14 protein-coding genes are annotated in these 17,064 nt (G+C 68.9%); 11 read left to right on the top strand and 3 right to left on the bottom strand.

Translation table 11 applies throughout. The features are described 5' to 3' along the window. Window positions 1-13: 13 nt before the first annotated feature. Window positions 14-550 carry a DUF2058 domain-containing protein gene (locus AC6H42_RS16270; protein WP_057158158.1) on the bottom strand — a complete coding sequence of 179 codons (537 nt, stop codon included), beginning with the start codon at window positions 548-550 and terminating at the stop codon, window positions 14-16. A gap of 151 nt (window positions 551-701) precedes the next feature. Here AC6H42_RS16270 and AC6H42_RS16265 point away from each other — a divergent pair, with 151 nt between their 5' ends. Together AC6H42_RS16265 and AC6H42_RS16260 are read left to right on the top strand one after the other, a co-directional pair. Next, the gene (locus tag AC6H42_RS16265; protein WP_057158159.1) at window positions 702-1,145 is read left to right on the top strand and encodes a nuclear transport factor 2 family protein; all 444 of its coding nucleotides are present in this window, start codon (window positions 702-704) and stop codon (window positions 1,143-1,145) included. 59 nt (window positions 1,146-1,204) lie between these two features. Then, a complete protein-coding gene (locus AC6H42_RS16260) occupies window positions 1,205-2,449 on the top strand; it encodes an erythromycin esterase family protein (RefSeq protein ID WP_497548482.1) in 1,245 nt (414 codons plus the stop codon). Window positions 2,450-2,465: 16 nt separating this feature from the next. Here AC6H42_RS16260 and AC6H42_RS16255 read toward each other — a convergent pair whose 3' ends face one another. Both AC6H42_RS16255 and AC6H42_RS16250 read right to left on the bottom strand, forming a co-directional pair. Further along, a complete protein-coding gene (locus AC6H42_RS16255) occupies window positions 2,466-5,390 on the bottom strand; it encodes a TonB-dependent receptor (RefSeq protein WP_057158161.1) in 2,925 nt (974 codons plus the stop codon). A gap of 218 nt (window positions 5,391-5,608) precedes the next feature. Then, window positions 5,609-6,688 carry a sensor histidine kinase gene (locus tag AC6H42_RS16250; RefSeq protein WP_057158162.1) on the bottom strand — a complete coding sequence of 360 codons (1,080 nt, stop codon included), beginning with the start codon at window positions 6,686-6,688 and terminating at the stop codon, window positions 5,609-5,611. A 266-nt stretch (window positions 6,689-6,954) separates the two neighbouring features. On the opposite strand from AC6H42_RS16250, the gene AC6H42_RS16245 reads away from it, so the two are divergent. The 9 genes from AC6H42_RS16245 to AC6H42_RS16205 all read left to right on the top strand — a co-directional run bounded on the left by AC6H42_RS16245 (window position 6,955) and on the right by AC6H42_RS16205 (window position 17,058). Then, complete coding sequence (locus AC6H42_RS16245; protein ID WP_057158163.1) at window positions 6,955-8,163, top strand: TIGR04552 family protein; 1,209 nt, start codon at window positions 6,955-6,957, stop codon at window positions 8,161-8,163. 11 nt (window positions 8,164-8,174) lie between these two features. After that, window positions 8,175-8,981: a substrate-binding periplasmic protein gene (locus AC6H42_RS16240; RefSeq protein ID WP_157201166.1), complete on the top strand. Its 807-nt coding sequence runs from the start codon at window positions 8,175-8,177 to the stop codon at window positions 8,979-8,981. Between the two features lie 3 nt (window positions 8,982-8,984). Then, the gene (locus AC6H42_RS16235; RefSeq protein ID WP_497548481.1) at window positions 8,985-9,806 is read left to right on the top strand and encodes a substrate-binding periplasmic protein; all 822 of its coding nucleotides are present in this window, start codon (window positions 8,985-8,987) and stop codon (window positions 9,804-9,806) included. A 66-nt stretch (window positions 9,807-9,872) separates the two neighbouring features. After that, window positions 9,873-10,586: an RDD family protein gene (locus tag AC6H42_RS16230; RefSeq protein ID WP_157201167.1), complete on the top strand. Its 714-nt coding sequence runs from the start codon at window positions 9,873-9,875 to the stop codon at window positions 10,584-10,586. Window positions 10,587-10,596: 10 nt separating this feature from the next. Next, entirely contained in the window at window positions 10,597-11,571 is a 975-nt protein-coding gene (locus AC6H42_RS16225) for a stage II sporulation protein M (protein WP_497548480.1), read from the top strand. Then, the gene (locus AC6H42_RS16220; RefSeq protein ID WP_497548479.1) at window positions 11,561-13,258 is read left to right on the top strand and encodes a hypothetical protein; all 1,698 of its coding nucleotides are present in this window, start codon (window positions 11,561-11,563) and stop codon (window positions 13,256-13,258) included. Before AC6H42_RS16225 ends, AC6H42_RS16220 begins: the two co-directional genes overlap by 11 nt. Next, window positions 13,255-14,649, top strand: a complete 1,395-nt coding sequence (locus AC6H42_RS16215; RefSeq protein ID WP_057158169.1) for a DUF4350 domain-containing protein — start codon at window positions 13,255-13,257, stop codon at window positions 14,647-14,649. Before AC6H42_RS16220 ends, AC6H42_RS16215 begins: the two co-directional genes overlap by 4 nt. Then, window positions 14,636-15,685, top strand: coding sequence for an AAA family ATPase (locus AC6H42_RS16210; protein WP_057158170.1), 1,050 nt, complete (start codon window positions 14,636-14,638; stop codon window positions 15,683-15,685). Before AC6H42_RS16215 ends, AC6H42_RS16210 begins: the two co-directional genes overlap by 14 nt. Next, window positions 15,682-17,058 (top strand): DUF58 domain-containing protein, encoded by a 1,377-nt coding sequence (locus tag AC6H42_RS16205; protein ID WP_057158171.1) that lies wholly within the window; start codon window positions 15,682-15,684, stop codon window positions 17,056-17,058. The genes AC6H42_RS16210 and AC6H42_RS16205 overlap by 4 nt, the downstream gene beginning before the upstream one ends. The last annotated feature ends 6 nt before the right edge of the window (window positions 17,059-17,064 follow it).

Raw genomic sequence — 17,064 nt, 5'->3', positions numbered from 1 at the left:
GCCTGCTTCAGGCTTACCACATCAAGTCGTCGGGAATCTTGAAGGCCGCGTACGGATCGTCCTCGTCGACTTCGGTGGTGGTCTGCTTCACGCGCACCACGAGGGACTCGTCGCGCTCGGCGATCTTGTCGGCGATCACGCGCGGCACCAGTTCCACCGCGCCGTTCAGGCACACGATCACCAGGCGGCCGGCGATCAGGTGGGCCTGCACTTCCGGCGACACGTAGATGCGCTCGATCTTGGTGCCGTGCGTGAAGTTGTAGGCCACGTCGCCCTTGCCCTTGTTCTGGCGGTTCTGCTGCACCATCTGCGCGATCTGCGCCTGGATCGCCTTCTGGGCGGCGGCCGCGTCGCGCTGGGCGTTCAACTCGCGAGCGCGCTCGGCTTGCTTGCGCTGCATTTCCTGCGCCGCCAGCCGTGCCTCGTCCACACTTTCGGTGCCGGTGCGGCGCTCTTCCTTCTTCTGCTTGCTCTTGTCCTGCTGGACTACCTTGACCTTCTTTTTATCGACCAGGCCGGCCTTGAGCAGTTGATCTGCCAACGAAACCATATTCATTACTCCCTACGAAAGACGCTAGCATAGCAAACCTTGGCGCCGTCCTTGACTTCCGGTTTGCTAGCACTAGGCTGAACACACCGGCTCTCTGCGGCACGACCATCCGCGACTGCTGTTGGACTGCCGGCTTATCAGGAGGCATGTCATGGGTATACAGGAAAACAAAAAGCTGGTGATGGACGGCTATCGCCTGTTCCAAACCGGGGATATCCGCAACCTGCTGGACCGCTACCACGACGATGCGGAGTGGATCGGGCCCGATTCGGAGTTTGTACCGTTCGCCGGCCGCTTCCACGGCAAGGCGGAGATTGCGCAGTTCTTCCAGAAGCTGGACCAGGCCGTGAAATCGGTCCGTTTCGAACCCAAACAGTTCATCGCCGAGGGCGACATGGTGGTGGTGACCGGCGAATCGACCTGGCTGGCCAGGCAGACCGGGCTCACCTATGACAGCCCCTGGGTCCACGTCTTTACCCTGCGCGAGGGCAAGGTAGAGCGCTTCCAATCCTATTACGACACCGCTGCCAGCGAGCGCGCGCTGCATGTCGGACAACCGGGCCAGGCCGCGAGCGCGGCCCAGTTGCATCACTAAACTATTGCTTCCGCCGAATATTGGTATTACATTGGTATTTTCAGATATTCGGAGGAAGCATGCAGCGCACAGCCCTGGCCGCCCTGGCCCTGGCGGCATTTTTGCCGCAGGCACAAGCACAGACGCAGGCCAGCCAGCCCTGGCCTGTCGCCAGCACCAGTCCGCAGCACGAGGACTATGGCGACCTGAAGCCCTTTGCAGAAGCCATCGGCCATGCCCGCATCGTCGCGCTGGGCGAACAGACCCATGGCGGGCGCGAAGAGTACCTTCTGAAAACGCGCCTGCTCAAATTCCTGCACGAGAAAATGGGCTTCGACGTGCTGCTGCTCGAGAGCGGCTTTTACGACATGGCGCGCCTGGCCGAACGCGTGGAGCGCGGCGAGAAGCTGGACGACATCGCGCCCGGCAATGTGTTCTTCATGTACGCCAACACCAGCGAAGGACGCGGCATGCTGCAGTACTTCGACCGCCAGCGGGCGCAGGGCAAGCCGATGGCGCTGGGCGGCATCGACAGCCAGCACACCGGCGAGACCAGCAAGAAGGAGTTGCTGCCACGCCTGCAGGCCTATCTGAAGACAGCCGCGCCGGCGCTGGCCGAAGGCGAAGCATGGCAGCGCTATTTGCAAGCAGCCCAGCCGCTGCTGGAGATGCAGCGCACGCCGCCGCCCGCCGAGGCGCGGGCAGCCTTCCGCCAACACGCCGCCGCGCTGCGCACTGCCCTGTGCCAGGCAGCACCTCCGGGCGCCGGCATGGGCGCGGCGGGCAGCGTGTTTAGCGGCCCGGCGTTCTGGTGCCAAGCCGTAAAGAGCGTGGACGCGCAAGCGGCCAGCTACTGGAGCGCGGACCACGACTACCAGCGCGACAACCAGATGGGCGACAACGCCATCTGGCTGGCGGACCGGCTCTACCCGGGCCGCAAGGTGGTGATCTGGGCGCACACGGTGCACACCGCGCGCGGCTTTCAGCGCACGCCGGTGAACCTGCAAGCGGGGGAAGTGATGCACCGCCACTGGGGCGCCGACTACAAGATCGTGCAGTTCAGCGGCGCCGGCGGCCGGATCCTGGACTTCGTGAGCAACCGTCCGCTGGCCCTGCCCGCCATACCGCCGGACAGCCTGGAAGCCAGCCTGGCCAAGCAGCCGCACGCCCTGCTCGGCCTGACCGCCGCCGCCCTGCCGCAGCCGCAGCAACCGCAGCCCCAGTTCAGCTACGAATACGAACTGCAGCGCGGCGGCCGGCTGGGCGTAAACTGGGACGTGCTGTTCTTCATCCGCCAGGTCACCCCCGTCAGCATGGCGCGCTAGACCCGCTCGATTCCTCTCAGTACTTGTACGTCAGCCCCAGCACGAAAGTGCGGCCGGAGTGGACGTACAGCAGCGTGTCGTTGCGCTGCAGGTCGCGGCCGTAGCGCAGCGGGGTATCGGTCAGGTTCTGGCCTTCCAGGCTCACGCGCAGCTTCGGCGTGAGGTTGTAGGACAGGCTGAAGTCGACACTGGTGGAGCCGTCCACCACCGTAAAGTCGTGCCCGGCCACGTCGCCCAGCACGTTCAGCAGGTAGGACGAGCGGTGCGCCGCCGAGACCCGCGCGCTGAACTTCGGATCTTCGTAGAACAGCGTGATGTTGTGCGCGTTCGGCGACAGGCCGGTGAAGTTGGCGGTCTTGCTGAGCAGCTCGTTGGCCGGCGTGTTCGGATTGTCCACCCGCGTCACGTAGGTGATCTTGGAATCGACGTGGGTGTAGTTGGCCAGCAGGCCGAAGTTGCTCCACACTCCCGGCAGGAAGCTGAACGGCGCCTGCAGGTTCACTTCGAAGCCGTTCAGCGGGCCGCCCGGCGTGTTGACCTTGCGGCCCACCGTCACCACGGTGTCCGGCAGCGTCGGGCAGGCCGGCGTGCCGCCGGTGATGCTGCAGCCGCCGCCGATCAGCACCGAATCGGGCAGGCCCAGCGAGGAGAACACGGCGCGCTCGGACACGCCCTGGATGAAGGTGTTGATCTCCTTGCGGAAGTAGCCCACCGACACCAGCGCATTCTTGGCGTAGTACCACTCGGCCTGCAGGTCATAGGTGCGGGCGCGGATCGGGTCCAGGTTGGGATTGCCGATGGTGACCGACTGGTTCTGCGTCGACAGGGTGGCCGACGGCGCCAGGTCGGTGTACTCGGGGCGCGACAGCGTCTTGCCGGCCGAGAAGCGCAGCATCACGTCCTTCGGCAGCGAAGCGGTAACGTTCAGCGCCGGCAGCACGTCGCGGTATTTGTGCTCGACCGTGGCCGGGGTCAGCACGCCGTTGGCGTTGATCAGCGCGAACGAAGTGGCCTTGGTTTCGGCGCCGCGCACGCCGACGTTGCCGCGCAGCCCGACCGGGCCGACGTCGTACTTGAAGTCGACCATGCCGTACAGCGCGTTGATGCCCTCTTCCACGCCGCGGTTGGCCTGGCCCAGGTAGTTGTACTCCGAGCCCGGCACTTTCGAGCAGTGGCATTCGATGTCGTACACGGCGCGGAACTTGTCCAGGTCCACGGCCGTCCACGAGGTGGGCACGCCGCTGCCGCCCAGGCCACGGCCGAAGCCGTCGATCTGGCGCGTGATGCTGGCCATGGTGGTGCCGGCCGGCAGCGCCAGGCCGTTGCCGCCCGAGCCGATCTCCACGTTGGTCCAGGTGTTCTTGCGGTTTGACAGGCCGCCGCGCAGCGTGATGTTGTCGTTGACCTCGAAGCTGGCGTTGATGGCGTTGGTGCGCAGCTTGTTCTTGGTGTGCAGGTAGCGGCCGACGAACTGGCCGTGGAAGGTACCGTCCGCCTCCTGCGGCGCGAAGGTGAACAGGTTGGGATTGGCCACGTCCATGCCGAAGTTCAAGGTCGGCACGTTGCGGTTGTTGCGGAAGTCGAACGCGAAGCCGTTCACGTTCGGCGTGTCGAACTGCACGGTGGCGCGCATCGGCTCGTCCAGGTCGGAGTTCGACACGCCGGTCAGGAAGTCCACCTTGAAGCGGTCGGTGATCTCGCGGCTGCCGGACAGCACTTGCTGGCGGAACAAGGTGGTGTACTTGTCCAGCAGGCCCTCGGTGCGGATGTCGACCGCGTTGAACTTGCCGTAGTCCCAGCTGCCGTTGCTGTCGAAGTGCGCATCGACGATGGACGACTGCGGCTTGCCGTTGGACTGGCCCAGCGTACGGCCGAAGGAAATGGCCGAGATATAGTTGTCGTAGCGGTCGTTCTCGAACTTGCCGCCCATGAAGTCCAGGTTCAGCTCGGTCTTGGTGTCCGGACGCCATTGCGCCGACGCGGTGATGCCGGTGCGCTCATAGTTGGTGAGCGAGCGGCGGTAGCGCGGAATGCGCGGCGCGAAGGCGCCCGAACCGGCGGCCGGACTGGCGACCGTGCCGCCGTAGTTGTCGGTGCGTCCCATCACGTCGTTGTAGGCGGCCAGGCTGGAGGTGCGCGGCACACCGGTGCCGCAGTGGGTGGCGGTGATGCCCTTGGACGGCGTGTTGACCGGGTTCTGCGGCGCGTAGCCCAGCGGCGAGCAGAAGCCGCCGTCCTGGCTGGCGCTCAGCAGTTCAACCGCCTCGTAGCCCTCTTCCTGGATGGTGCGCTTGGAGTAGGCCACCGAGGCCAGCGCGCCGATCTTGCCGATCGGCGTGTCCCAGCGGTCCGAGTACAGCGCGGTCACGCGCGGCTCGGCCTTGCGCGACAGCTCGTTCCAGGTGCCTTGCCCGCCCAGGCTGAAGGTCTGGCCCTTGAAGTCGAACGGGCGCGCGGTGCGCAGGTCCACGGTGGCGCCCAGCGAGCCTTCCTCCACACCGGCTTCGGAGGTCTTGCGCACTTCCAGGCTGTTGAACAGTTCCGAGGCGAACACGCTGAAGTCGAAACCGCGCCCGCGGTTGGTGCTGCCGTTGATGTCGGAGGCGCCGGTGGCGGTCACGCCCTCGATGCCGTTGATGCGCACCCGCGTAAAGCCCGCATTCAGCCCGCGCACCGTGATCTGCTTGCCTTCGCCGCCGTCGCCGCGCGTGAGCGAGACACCCGGCACGCGCTGCAGCGATTCGGCCAGGTTGGCGTCCGGGAATTTGGCGATGTCCTCGGCCTTGATCACGTCGACGATGCCGTCGCTGTTCTTCTTGGTGTTCAGCGCGCTGTTCAGGCTGGCGCGGAAACCGGTCACGACCACCACGTTGTCATCCGCCTTGGCTTCCTGCGCCTGGGCCTGCAGCGAGGCGGCCAGCGAGAACACGGCCAGGGCCATCAAGGTCGGCTTTAGTCCAGGAGAAGACGGTGAAGCGGGAGAGGCTGGAGGAGTGGTGATGCTACGGTGCCGGCTAGTCATTGTGTTTCCTTGTGATCTATTTTGTTCGGAAATGAGCGCGTCCCAACGCGATTGGGATCATATGCGGATTCATTTCGCCCGGCGCGCGGCGAGGTCAAATAGTCAACTTGTTGATTGAGGAAAAACTTGGCAGGGGCTCACGCCGCCGAGGCCGCACCCTGGTAGGGGCGTGCGTCGAGGGGGATGTCGATGACGAAGGTGGTGCCGTCCTGTGGGTTGCTTGCAACAACGATGCTGCCGCCGTGCGCCTCGGCTGCCTTGCGTGCGAACGGCAGGCCCACGCCCCAGCCCTGCACCCCGGCCTTGCCGCCCGCGGCGCGGCGGTACAGCTGGAAAATGCTCTCGCATTCGTCCGGCGAGATCGGGTCGCCGTCGTTGTGCACCGCGATGTTGGCGCGCTCGAAGCGGCTGCATACGCTCAGCTGTACCGGCGCGCCGGGGCGGCCGTACTTGATGGCGTTGCCGACCAGGTTTTCCATCGCGCGGCGCAGCGTCTCGCGGCACCAGTGGCCCTGCAGCGGCTGCTGCGGCAAGTCCAGCTCCACACGTTGCGCCGCGTCGATGGCGCCGGCCACTTCGCGCGCCAGCCCGGCCAGGTCGAACTCGGTGATGCGCAAGGCCAGCTTGCCGCAACCGCCGAAGACTATCCTGTCGAGCAGCTCGCGCGTCATGGTGTCGATTCTTTCAGCGCTGCGCAGGATGGTTTGCGCCAGCTGGCGCACGTCCTCGTCGCCGGCCATGCGCTCGATCAGCTCGGCAGCCATGCGCGCGTTCGACAGCGGCGTGCGCAGGTCGTGCGTGATGGCGGCGATGAACTGCTCGCGCAGCGCCGCTTGCACCGCAGCAAAAGCGTTGGCGCTGTCACGGACCATGTTGTCGATGCTGCCGGCGATCAGCGCGCGCTGTTCCAGGTCCAGCGGCGTACCGGCCTGTTCCATCTGCGCGAACAGCACCTGCTTAAACAGCTGCAACTCGTGGATCAGGGTGGTGATGTCGTAAGGCGTCAAGCGCGCGCGTTCGCCGCCGTGCTCGGCGGCCAGCACCACCAGGTCGCTGGTGGCGTGGGCGCGTTCCGGCTCCGTCAGCAGCATGGCCAGCGTATCGACAATGGCCGGCAGGGTGTTGGCCAGGATGGCCACGTGCAGCGGCACCGCCTTGGGCACGTTGATGCGCATCGCCTCCATCCACGCGTTCACCACTTCCTCGCGGCAGGCCATGAGGGCGCGCGTAGGCGGGGCCAAGCCGGGCTGGCCAGGATCGCTTGTGCCTGTCAGATTGGAACTCATGGCAGTAAATATAGCGCGGCCCAGCTCCGTGCGACGCCCGTTTGGTTGCCCGTTGCTGCGCTTGTTGCGGCGCATCAAGCCTGAATCTGGCTCGCGGCGCATTTGCAACGGCGGCCCTATTGATGCGCGGCGCCGATTGACCGCCGCCCGGCACGGGGGGATACTTGCTCATTGGATAGCGCTGATGGCATAGAGACATGACCGAACTGCATGCGTCACTCAAGTGCGCGCACAAATTCTCGCTGAACTGGGGCTACCTCAACGCCATCGCCAGCGGCGTGTCCGCCATCGACCTGGGAGCGCTGGCGCTGCGCAATCTGCACGACGCGCGCCAGTTCGTGCTGGAGTACGGCTTCGACCTGGCGCAGCCGGCCGCGCCCGCCATTATTGCCCGCGCGCACCGCGAAGCGGTGGGCTTCATCGCCAGCACCTTCCTGGAACCGGGCCAGGCCGCCCTGATTCCGCCCGAGGTGCGCACGCCGGACGACCCCTTGCAGCTGCTGGTGTACGCCTCGCGGCGCGGCCTGCAGGCGGACGCGCTGCGCATGTGGTCGTGCGCGGTGCTGAAGGTCATGCACGGCATTTTCTACATCGACAACAACCTCAAGCTGCGCCACTTCAACACCATCCGCGAACAGGTGTTCGCCTCGCTGGACGAAGTGATACGCAGCGACGGCGGCCAGTATTACCTGACGCACGGCGACACCTGCTTGCCGCTGCTGCACTTTGACCGCAAGAACAACAAGGGCCGCAACAGCATCCTGCTCAAGCTGCTGCAAAAGGCGGCCTACCTGGCGGCGGACGTGTACGACCACCTGGGCGTGCGGATGATCTTCAACACGCGCTTCGAGTGCCTGCTGGCCTTGCAGACCCTGCAGCGCGCGCACCTGCTGTCGGTCACCAACGTCGATTCGCAGCGCACCCGCAACACGCTGCTGGACATGGAGGCCGCCAAGGAGGTGTTCTGCAAGTACCGGCCCATGCTGGAACGCAGCGAGGCGTACCCTGCCGAACTGCTGCAGCGCATGGACCAGGAACTGCTGGCGCACTCGGAGCAGCAGACCCGCAGCGACAATCCGCACAGCGGCGAAGGCTTCAGCAGCATCCAGGTGACGGTGCGCAAAATGATCCATCTGCACGCCAGCGACGCCGGCGGCAGCAGCCTGCCCATTTTCGCCGCACAGGATGCCGCCGCGCAGGAATCGGCCGAGCCGGACTACGACGTCGGCTTCTTCTTCGAGTACGAGATCCAGCTGATGGACAAGGCCAGCCACGACCTCAGCCTGAGCGGGCCGGCCAGCCACGAAGCCTACAAGCGGCGCCAGGTGGAAACGGCGCGCCTGCGCGTGCTGGGCCGCGAACTGCTGCGCTGGATGGACGAGCACAGCGCGGCCGCCGTGGCATGAGCGGCGCCGCGATGCCACCAACCGCGCCTCCTGCCGTGCCGCCGGCGCAATTGCCTCTGCGGGCGCGGGCCGCGCTGGCCGCCACGCTGGCCTGCGGCCTGCTGTCCACGGCGGCGGCGGCCCCGCTGGTGCTGCGCACGGCGGCGCAGGACAACAATCCCCTGAAGTACGAGCTGAACGCCAAGCGCAAAGGCATCTGCGTGGACGTCATCAAGGCCGTCGAGCAGGTGTCGCCGGGGCTGCACCTGACCGGCTGGACCCAGCCCATGTCGCTGCCGCGCATCGAGTCGGCGCTGATGGAGGGCCAGCTCGACGTGTTCTGCGCGCTGATCCGCACCAAGGCGCGCGCGGCCAGGTTCACCTACATCGATATCCCGGTCTACACGGTGCGCCACAGGATCGCGGTGCGCGCCGACGACCAGGTGGCGATCCAGACACTGGACGAAATCCGCAAGCTGGGCCCGGGCAATGTGATCATCGTCTCCCGGGGCACGGCGCACGAAAGCCTGCTGCAAGGCGAGACCGGGCTGGAGCTCGACGCCAGCAGCCGCGACACCGAGGTGAACTTGCGCAAACTGCTGAACAAGCGCGGGCGCTTTTTTTACCACAGCGAAAGCTCGCTGCAGCGCACCATCGCGGACGAGCACCTGACCGGCATGATACGGCTGCTGCCCACCGTGTTCCGCGAGGAGGCGCTGTACTTCGTGGTCTCGCGCAAGCTGGCGCCGGCCGCCGCCGAACAGCTGCGGCAGGCGCTGCAAACGCTGGCCCAGCGCGGCGAGCTGCAGAAAATCCACGCCAGCTACAAGGACCGCTGAGCCATGCCGCACCTGCGCCCCCGCCTGTTCCTGTCCGTGTGCCTGCCCCTGGCCTGGCTCTCAGCAGCGCTGCCGTCCGTGGCGGCGCACGCCGCCGGCGCACGCCAGGCGGCGCCGCTGGTCATGTGCTACGAAGATGTGGAGCAGCGCCCGTGGAGTTCGCCCGACGGCACAGGCTTGAATTTCGAGTTGCTGCGGCGCGTGGAAAAGCAGCTGGGCGAGCGCTTCGTGTACGCCGCCAAGCCGTGGCGGCGCTGTATCGAGGAACTGCGCCTGGGCACGGTGGACGCGGTGATCGCCGCCGCCGATGACCAGGCCAGGCGCAGCTTCGGCGCCTATCCGCTGCTGGCCGACGGCAGCGCCGATCCGGCGCGCGCGCTGTATTCGGACAGCCACCACGTGTTCCTGCGCACGGGCGGGCGCGGCAGCTGGGACGGGCACACGCTGCAGGCGCCCAACCGGGAAGTGGCGGTACAGTCGGGCTACCTGATCGGCACCGTGCTGCGCGAGCGCGGCTACCGCCCGCGCGAACTGGTGAAGTCGGCCGACGACGCGCTGCGCCTGCTGCTGACCGGCATGTTCGACGTCGCCATCCTGCAGGGCATCGAAGCGAGCAAGCTGGTGCGCAACGACCCGCGCTTCCAGGGCCATATCACGCAGGCCGCGCAGCCCTACCGGGTGCTGGACCTGCACCTGGTCTTCAACCGCGCCACCTACCGCCGCAACGCGCAGCGCGCGGACGCCATCTGGCACGCCATCGCGGCGGTGCGCGGCTCGGCCGAATATCGCCGGCTGGCCGGCGAAGCGGGAGTGCAGGAACCGTAGCCGGACAAGCCATGGGAAGCTTGGCAAGCTGCCCTGTTTTCTTTTTTTGCAACTCCGCAGCCGTTCTTGGATACAATACCATCCCATGAACACCCCACCCGCACGGCCTTGATCGACGGCCGCCTCTCGCTGACCACGCCGGAAGGCACGCGCCTGCTGCTGACCCCGGCCGGACCGGCTCCGCGTGCCTGGGCCTGGGCGCTGGACGTGGCGCTGTGGCTGACTTTCATGGGCCTGGCCAGCTGGCTGCTGAGCGGACCGCGCATGGCGCAGGGGGTGCTGGCGGTGCTGGCCTTCGTCAGCTACTGGGGCTATCCCGTCATTTGCGAAGTCCATTTCCAGGGCCAGACGGTGGGCAAGCGCGCGCTCGGCCTGCAGGTCCGGCGCGACAACGGGCTGCCGGTGGGCTGGCGCGAATCGGCGCTGCGCAACCTGCTGCTGGTGGCCGACTTCCTGCCGCTGGCCTACGCCACCGGCCTGGCCTGCATGCTGTATGACCGCCAGTTCCGTCGCCTGGGCGACATCGTGGCCGGCACGCTGGTGGTGTACCGCGACCGGCCGCCGCCGCGTCCCGCGGTGCGCGAGGCGGCGCCGCTGCCGCTGCCCTTCCCGCTCACGTCCGCGCAGCAGCGCGCGCTGGCCGACCTGTTCGACCGCGAACAGGGCCTGCCGCCGGCGCGGCTGGAAGAACTGGGCAGCATCGCCGAGCCGCTCACCGGCCTCACCGGCGCGGCCTCGCTGGACCGCCTGCGTTCCTACGCAGCGGGACTGAAGCAATGAGGCCGGCTGCATGAAGCAAACCCAGTTTGAACAGCAGCACGCGCCGCTGTGGGAAGCGGTCGACGCCATCCTGCAGTACCGCTCGGACGACGCCGCCGCCCTGCCGTCGCTGTACCGCCGCCTGTGCCAGTGCCTGGCGCTGGCCGGCCAGCGCGGCTATTCCCCGGCCCTGACCGACTATCTGCACGCGCAGGCGGCAGCCTGCCACTTGCGCCTGTACGGCAGCGTGGCCGAGCGCCCGCGCGCCCTGCTGCAATGGATGCTGGTCGATTTCCCGTGCCGGGTGCGCGCCGAATGGCGCTTGCTGCTGCTGGCGGCGCTGGCGGTGTTCGGCGTGGCGCTGGCCCTGGGCCTGCTGGTGTGGCAGCAGCCGTACTGGGCGCACAGTTTCATCGATCCGGCGCAGCTGGAAAAATACCGCCAGATGTACAAGCCCGGCCGCATCGACATCGGGCGCGGGCAGGAAGGCGACCTGCAAATGTTCGGCCACTACATCTGGAACAACGTGTCGATCTGCTTCCGCACGTTCGCCGGCGGCATCTTCGGCGGCCTGCCGTCGCTGCTCAGCCTGGCCTTCAACGGCATGCACATGGGCGTGATCGCCAGCTGGCTGAGCATGGACCCGCTGACGCGCACCAATTTCTGGTCCTTCGTGGTGACCCACTCCAGCTTCGAGATCACCGGCCTGGTGCTGGCTGGCCTGTCCGGCATGCGCCTCGGGCTGGCGCTGATCGCCCCCGGGCGCCTGAGCCGGCGCCACGCGCTGTACGCCAGCAGCCGCGCCATGTTCCCGGTCATCGTGGGGGCGGCGATGCTGACCCTGCTGGCCGCCTTCGTGGAAGCGTTCTGGTCCGCCAGCGCGGCCGTGCCGCCGCAAGTGAAGTACGCGGTGGGCGGCGTGTGCTGGACGGCGGTGATCGCCTTCTTCCTGCTGGCCGGCCGCCGCAGCGGCGCGCATGGCCGGGGAGCACCGCATGCGGATTGACAAGCTGCAGATCGCGCTGCGGCCGCGCCCCGCGCCGCAGGCGCTGGACCTGGGCTTCGCGCTGCTGCGCGCGCACGCCGGGCCGGTGTACAAGACCTGGCTGGCGCTGTGGCTGCCCCTGTGCGCCCTGTCGCAGCTGCTGATCTGGGCCGCGCCCGGCTACGCGGCCTTGTGGATGTTCCTGCCCTGGTGGCTGCGGCCGCTGCTCGAACGCGGCCCGCTGTACGTGCTGTCGCGCCAGGTGTTCGGCGAGGACGTGACGTGGCGCCAGGCGCTGCGTGCCTGGCCGCGCCAGCTGGGCGGCGGCTGGTTCCGGCTGCTGACCTGGTGGCGTTTTTTCATGCCGGGACGCGGCCTGTACCAGCCGGTCTGGCAGCTCGAGCAGGCGCGCGGCGCCACTGCCAGCGAGCGCCGCAACGTCATCGGCCGCAACGGCACCGGCGCCGCCGCCTACCGCTTCGGCCTGGCCTGCGCCCACTTCGACGCGGTGCTGAATTTCGGCCTGGTGGCCCTGGTCGGGCTGTTCTTCAGCGAAGGCCCTGCCATCAATCCGCTGGCCGTCTTCGTCTCGGGCGGCAACGGCACCTGGCTCGACCTGGTGGTGATGGCCGCCTATACCGTCTCGGGCGGCATCGTGGGGCCGGTCTACACCGCCTGCTGCTTCACCCTGTACCTGAACCGGCGCGCCACGCTGGAAGCATGGGATATCGAGATCACGCTGCGCCAGATCCAGGCGCCGGCGGCGCGCCACCAGCCGCAGCAGGCCGCGCCTGCGCCGGCGGCAACGCCGGTATCGGCCCAGGCCGGCCGCGCCAGTCCGCAGCTGCTGGCCCTGCTGGCGGCGCTGGCCAGCGTGCTGCTGGCAGCTGCGCTGCTGTGCGCGCCGGCCGGCGCCGAACCGCTGCAAGCGGCCGCGCCGCCGCCCGCCGCAGCGCCGGGCGACCTGCAGTGCGAGCGGCCACGGCACCTGGAGGAGCAGATCGGCAAGCATGCGCCGGTGCGCAGCGCCGAACAGGCTGCGCTGCGCGCGGAACTGCGGCGGCTGTACAACAGCGACGACCTGCGCGGCTACAAGTGCGAGGACAGCTGGCACTTCAAGGATTTCGACGAAGCGGAGCAGAAACCGGAGCGCCCGCCCAAGCTGCCGGACCTGAGCGTGCTGGCCCTGGTCATCAAAGTACTGCTGATCGCCGGCGGCGTGGCCCTGGTGGCATGGCTGCTGTACCGCTATCGCGGCAAATTCGCGTGGCTGCTGCCGGCCCCGGCTATGCATGCCGCCACCGAGATCGCGGGATTGGACATCCGCGCCGAAAGCCTGCCCGGCGACGTGGCGGGAGCGGTGCGCCGCCTGTGGGACCAGGGCGACCGGCGCGGCGCGCTGGCCTTGCTGTACCGCGCCACCTTGTCGCGCCTGGTGCAGCAGGATGGCTTGCTGCTGGCGCAGGGCGCCACCGAGGGCGACTGCCTGCGCCTGGCGCAGCAGGCCGCCCTGCCTGCCGCGCGCTACCAGGTCGCCGCCACCGCCACCACGCTGTGGCTGAACGGCGCCTACGGTGCGCGCTGGCCCGATAGCGCCGCGCTGTACGCCGCCTGCGGCGCGTGGCGGGCGCAGTTTGAAGCACAGCCCGGCGCGCAGGCCGGCGGGCTGCCTGGCGGACCGTCCGCCGCGCACCTGGAGCGCCCATGAGCACCGCCAAGACAGCAGTCCCGCGCCGTCCGGGCCGAGGCGCGCGCACGCTGCTCGCCCTGGCTTGCGTGGGCGCGCTGGCCGGCAGCGTGTGGCTGTGGTACGCCGTCATGGAACATTCGCCGACTGCGGTGCCCTATGTGTCCCCGCTGGCCATCAACAACCCCATGCTGGCCGCCGGCACCCTGCTCACGCAGCACGGCTACAGCGTCGAGGTCGAGCAGCGGCTGAGCGGCGTGAGCCTGTCCCGGCTGCCGGCCGGCACGCTGATCCTGGCCGACAACGGCGGCCAGGTCGATCCGGTGCAGGCCGCGCAGCTGATGGACTGGGCCCGGCGCGGCAACACCGTGGTGCTGCAGCCCAAGTGGGTGCCGGTGCAGTACCGCGCGGAAGACAACGCGCGCCGCCCCGACAGCGGCAAACGCTTGTCGCCGCTGACCGAGCCGGACCCGCTGGGCGCGCGTTTCGGCGTTGGCCTGAGCTACCGCAACAAGCTGCGCGCCAACTGCGACACGGTCAATGGCGCCGCCGAGGCCCTGCCGCCGGAAGACGGCGAGGACGTGCCGGACGAGGACGAGCAGGCCGGCGAGGAAGCCGGCGACCAGGCAAGCGGCGCGGACGGCGCCCATGCCGGCGACGACGAAAACACCGCCACGGACAAGCCGAAGGACCTGCGCCAGCTGACCTGCGTGACCCTGCCCGGCGGCCAGTATCCGCTCGCGCTGGACACCGGCACCGAGGTGCTGCATACCCTGCGCGAGGTCCACCAGCCGCTGTGGAGCGATTTCGACGGCATGTCGGTGCGCGCCTACCGCGAAGGCCGGGGCCACGTCGTCATGGTATCGGACAATTATTTCAACAACCAGCGCCTGCCGCGCCTGGACCACGCCGAGCTGCTGCTGGGCGTGGCCGGCCTGAACCAGCAAGGCCGCAACGTGATGCTGGTGCTGCACGCCGACGCGGCGCCGTGGTACGCCATGCTGTGGCGCGCCGCGTGGATGCCGCTGACCGCGCTGGCGGTGCTGCTGGCGCTGCTGCTGTGGCGCGCCGGGCGCCGCTTCGGCCCGCTGCTGCCGCAGCCTTCCGGCGAGCGCCGCTCGCTGCTCGAGCACATCGAAGCGAGCGGCAACTGGCTATGGCGCGCCAAAGGCGGCCGCGGGGTGCTGCTGGCCGCCGCCCGCCAGGAAACCGAGGCGCTGCTGCGGCGCCGCGCGCCGGAGCTGCTGCAGCTTGGCGACGACGAGAAAGCGGCGCGCCTGGCGCGCCTGTGCAATACCCAGCAGATCGACATGCGCGGCGCCCTGTACGGCCCGGCCGCGTCCCATCCGGCCGCGTTCACGCGCCAGATCCAGCTACTCCAACAAGTGAGAATCCATTATGAGCGACAGTAACCAGGCGGTCTCCAACGACGACCGCGCAGCCGACAGCACGGTAGCCGGCGCAGCCGGCGGCAGCGACATCAGCCCGGAGCGCCTGCAGCAGGCGCTCGACATCGCGCGCCGCATGGCCGAGGAAATCCGCCGCGCCGTGGTCGGCCAGCAGGAGGTGATCGACCAGGTGCTGGCCTGCATGCTGGCCGGCGGCCACGTGCTGGTGGAAGGCGTGCCGGGGCTGGGCAAGACGCTGCTGGTGCGGGCGCTGGCCAAGACCTTCGCCGGCGAATTCTCGCGCATCCAGTTCACGCCCGACCTGATGCCGGCCGACGTGATGGGGCACGCCGTGTTCGACCTGAAGAACCAGACCTTCAGCGTGCGCAAGGGTCCGGTGTTCGCCAACCTGTTGCTGGCCGACGAGATCAACCGCGCGCCGGCCAAAACCCAGTCCGCGCTGCTCGAGGCGATGCAGGAAAGCCAGGTCACCATCGAAGGCGAGGCGCACGCGCTGGCGCCGCCGTTCATGGTGCTGGCCACCCAGAATCCGCTGGAGAACGAGGGCACCTACCCGCTGCCCGAGGCGCAGCTGGACCGCTTCCTGATCAAGGTGCGCATCGCCTACCCGAGCGAAAGCGAGGAGCAGGCCATGCTGCAAACGGTGACCCGCAACCGCGTGGGCGACGGCCTGGACGTGGCCGCCGTGGCCACGCTGGTCAAGCCGGAAACCGTGCTGGCGCTGCAGCAGCTGGTGGCCCGCATCCGGGTCGACGACAGCGTGGCCAACTACGCGGTGCGCCTGGTGCGCGCCACGCGCGACTGGCCCGGCATCGCCATCGGCGCCGGCCCGCGCGGCAGCATCGCGCTGGTGCGCATGGCGCGCGCCATGGCGCTGCTGGGCGGGCGCGACTACGTGACGCCGGACGACATCAAGCAGGCCAGCCTGCCGGTGCTGCGGCACCGCATCGCCATCTCGCCGGAAAGCGAGCTCGATGGCCTGAACAGCGACCAGCTGCTGGCGGCGCTGGTGCAGCAGATCGCCGCGCCGCGCGCATGACGCCTTCGCGCCGCCTGCTGCTGCTGGTGCTGGCCTGGGCCGGCTTCGGCGCCGCCGCCAGCGCGGCGCTGGTGTTCGCCGCGGCGCCCGCGGCGGGACTCGCCACGGCCTTGGCCGGCGCCTGGTGGCTGGCCGGCGCCGCGCTGCTGGCCGCCGCGCTGGCCGACGCCTGGCAGTCGCTGCGCGCGCCGCCGCTGCGCCTGGAACGCCAGCTGCCCGGCGTGCTGCCGGTGGAGCTGTGGCACGGCGTGACGCTGACGGTGCATAACGGCGGCGCGCGCGCGCTGCGCCTGGACCTGTTCGACGACTACCCGGCCGCGTGGGCCATGGAGGGCATGCCGCACGCCTGCACCGTGGACGGCGGCGCCTTCGTGTCGGTGGCCTACCGCGTCAAGCCCGACCGGCGCGGCAACGCGCGCTTCGGCCAGCCGCACGTGCGCATCGCCACGCCGTGGGGCCTGTGGCAGCGCACCCGGCGCATCGGGCCGCAGCAGGAGGTGAAGGTGTTTCCCGACTATTCGCGCCTGCTGGGCCAGACCCTGCAGGCGACCGACCGCCGCGCGCCGGCGGCCGGCGCCATCCGCAAGCGGCGGCGCGGCGAGGGCACCGACTTCCGCCAGCTGCGCGAATACCGCCAGGGCGACAGCCTGCGCTCGATCGACTGGAAGGCCACGGCGCGACAGCGCAAGCCCATCGCCCGCGAGTACCAGGAGGAGCGCGACCAGCAGGTGGTGTTCCTGCTCGACTGCGGCCGGCGCATGCTGGCCCGCGAGCAAGGCGGCGGCGGACCTGGCGGCAGCGAGCCTGGCAGCCATTTCGACCACGCGCTGCAAGCGGTGCTGACCTTGGGCTTCGTGGCGCAGAAACAGGGCGATTCGGTGGGTTTGATGTGCTTCGGCGGGGCCGCAGCCGAGGGGCGCTGGCTGGCGCCGGCCAAGGGCCGGGCCGGCTTCGACCGCCTGCTGGCAGGGGTGTACGACGTGCAGCCGGATGAAACCGCGCCCGACTACACGCAGGCGGCCGGCGCGCTGATGAAGAAACTGTCCAAGCGCGCCTTCGTGGTCCTGATCACCAACCTGCGCGACGAGGACGACCAGGCCATGCGCAGCGCCTGCGAACTGCTCGGCACGCGCCACATGGTGCTGTGCGCCAGCCTGCGCGAACAGGCGCTGGACCGCGCCGCCGCCGCGCCGGTGACCGGCTTCCAGGACGCGCTGCGCCAGCCGGCCGCCATGCTGTACCTGCAGCAGCGGCGCGAAGCGATACGGCGCCTGGGCCTGCGCGCCAACGCGCTGGTGGACGTGGCGCCCGGCCAGCTGGGTGCTTCACTGATCGGGCGCTACCTGGACATCAAGGAAAGCGGGCAGCTGTAGGCCGGC

Source organism: Massilia sp. NBRC 108631 (assembly GCF_059704565.1).
The sequence above is the reverse complement of the archived record's forward strand: the minus strand, read 5'-3'. Positions and strand labels throughout refer to the sequence as shown.

Excerpts from the sequence above, each read along its gene's own strand:
- AC6H42_RS16235 (WP_497548481.1), top strand. The coding sequence starts at position 8,985 with ATGCCGCACCTGCGCCCCCGCCTGTTCCTGTCCGTGTGCCTGCCCCTG.
- AC6H42_RS16225 (WP_497548480.1), top strand. The coding sequence starts at position 10,597 with ATGAAGCAAACCCAGTTTGAACAGCAGCACGCGCCGCTGTGGGAAGCG.
- AC6H42_RS16250 (WP_057158162.1), bottom strand. The coding sequence starts at position 6,688 with ATGGCCTGCCGCGAGGAAGTGGTGAACGCGTGGATGGAGGCGATGCGC.
- AC6H42_RS16205 (WP_057158171.1), top strand. The coding sequence starts at position 15,682 with ATGACGCCTTCGCGCCGCCTGCTGCTGCTGGTGCTGGCCTGGGCCGGC.
- AC6H42_RS16265 (WP_057158159.1), top strand. The coding sequence starts at position 702 with ATGGGTATACAGGAAAACAAAAAGCTGGTGATGGACGGCTATCGCCTG.
- AC6H42_RS16255 (WP_057158161.1), bottom strand. The coding sequence starts at position 5,390 with ATGGCCCTGGCCGTGTTCTCGCTGGCCGCCTCGCTGCAGGCCCAGGCG.
- AC6H42_RS16245 (WP_057158163.1), top strand. The coding sequence starts at position 6,955 with ATGACCGAACTGCATGCGTCACTCAAGTGCGCGCACAAATTCTCGCTG.
- AC6H42_RS16270 (WP_057158158.1), bottom strand. The coding sequence starts at position 550 with ATGGTTTCGTTGGCAGATCAACTGCTCAAGGCCGGCCTGGTCGATAAA.
- AC6H42_RS16260 (WP_497548482.1), top strand. The coding sequence starts at position 1,205 with ATGCAGCGCACAGCCCTGGCCGCCCTGGCCCTGGCGGCATTTTTGCCG.
- AC6H42_RS16210 (WP_057158170.1), top strand. The coding sequence starts at position 14,636 with ATGAGCGACAGTAACCAGGCGGTCTCCAACGACGACCGCGCAGCCGAC.
- AC6H42_RS16240 (WP_157201166.1), top strand. The coding sequence starts at position 8,175 with ATGCCACCAACCGCGCCTCCTGCCGTGCCGCCGGCGCAATTGCCTCTG.
- AC6H42_RS16215 (WP_057158169.1), top strand. The coding sequence starts at position 13,255 with ATGAGCACCGCCAAGACAGCAGTCCCGCGCCGTCCGGGCCGAGGCGCG.
- AC6H42_RS16220 (WP_497548479.1), top strand. The coding sequence starts at position 11,561 with ATGCGGATTGACAAGCTGCAGATCGCGCTGCGGCCGCGCCCCGCGCCG.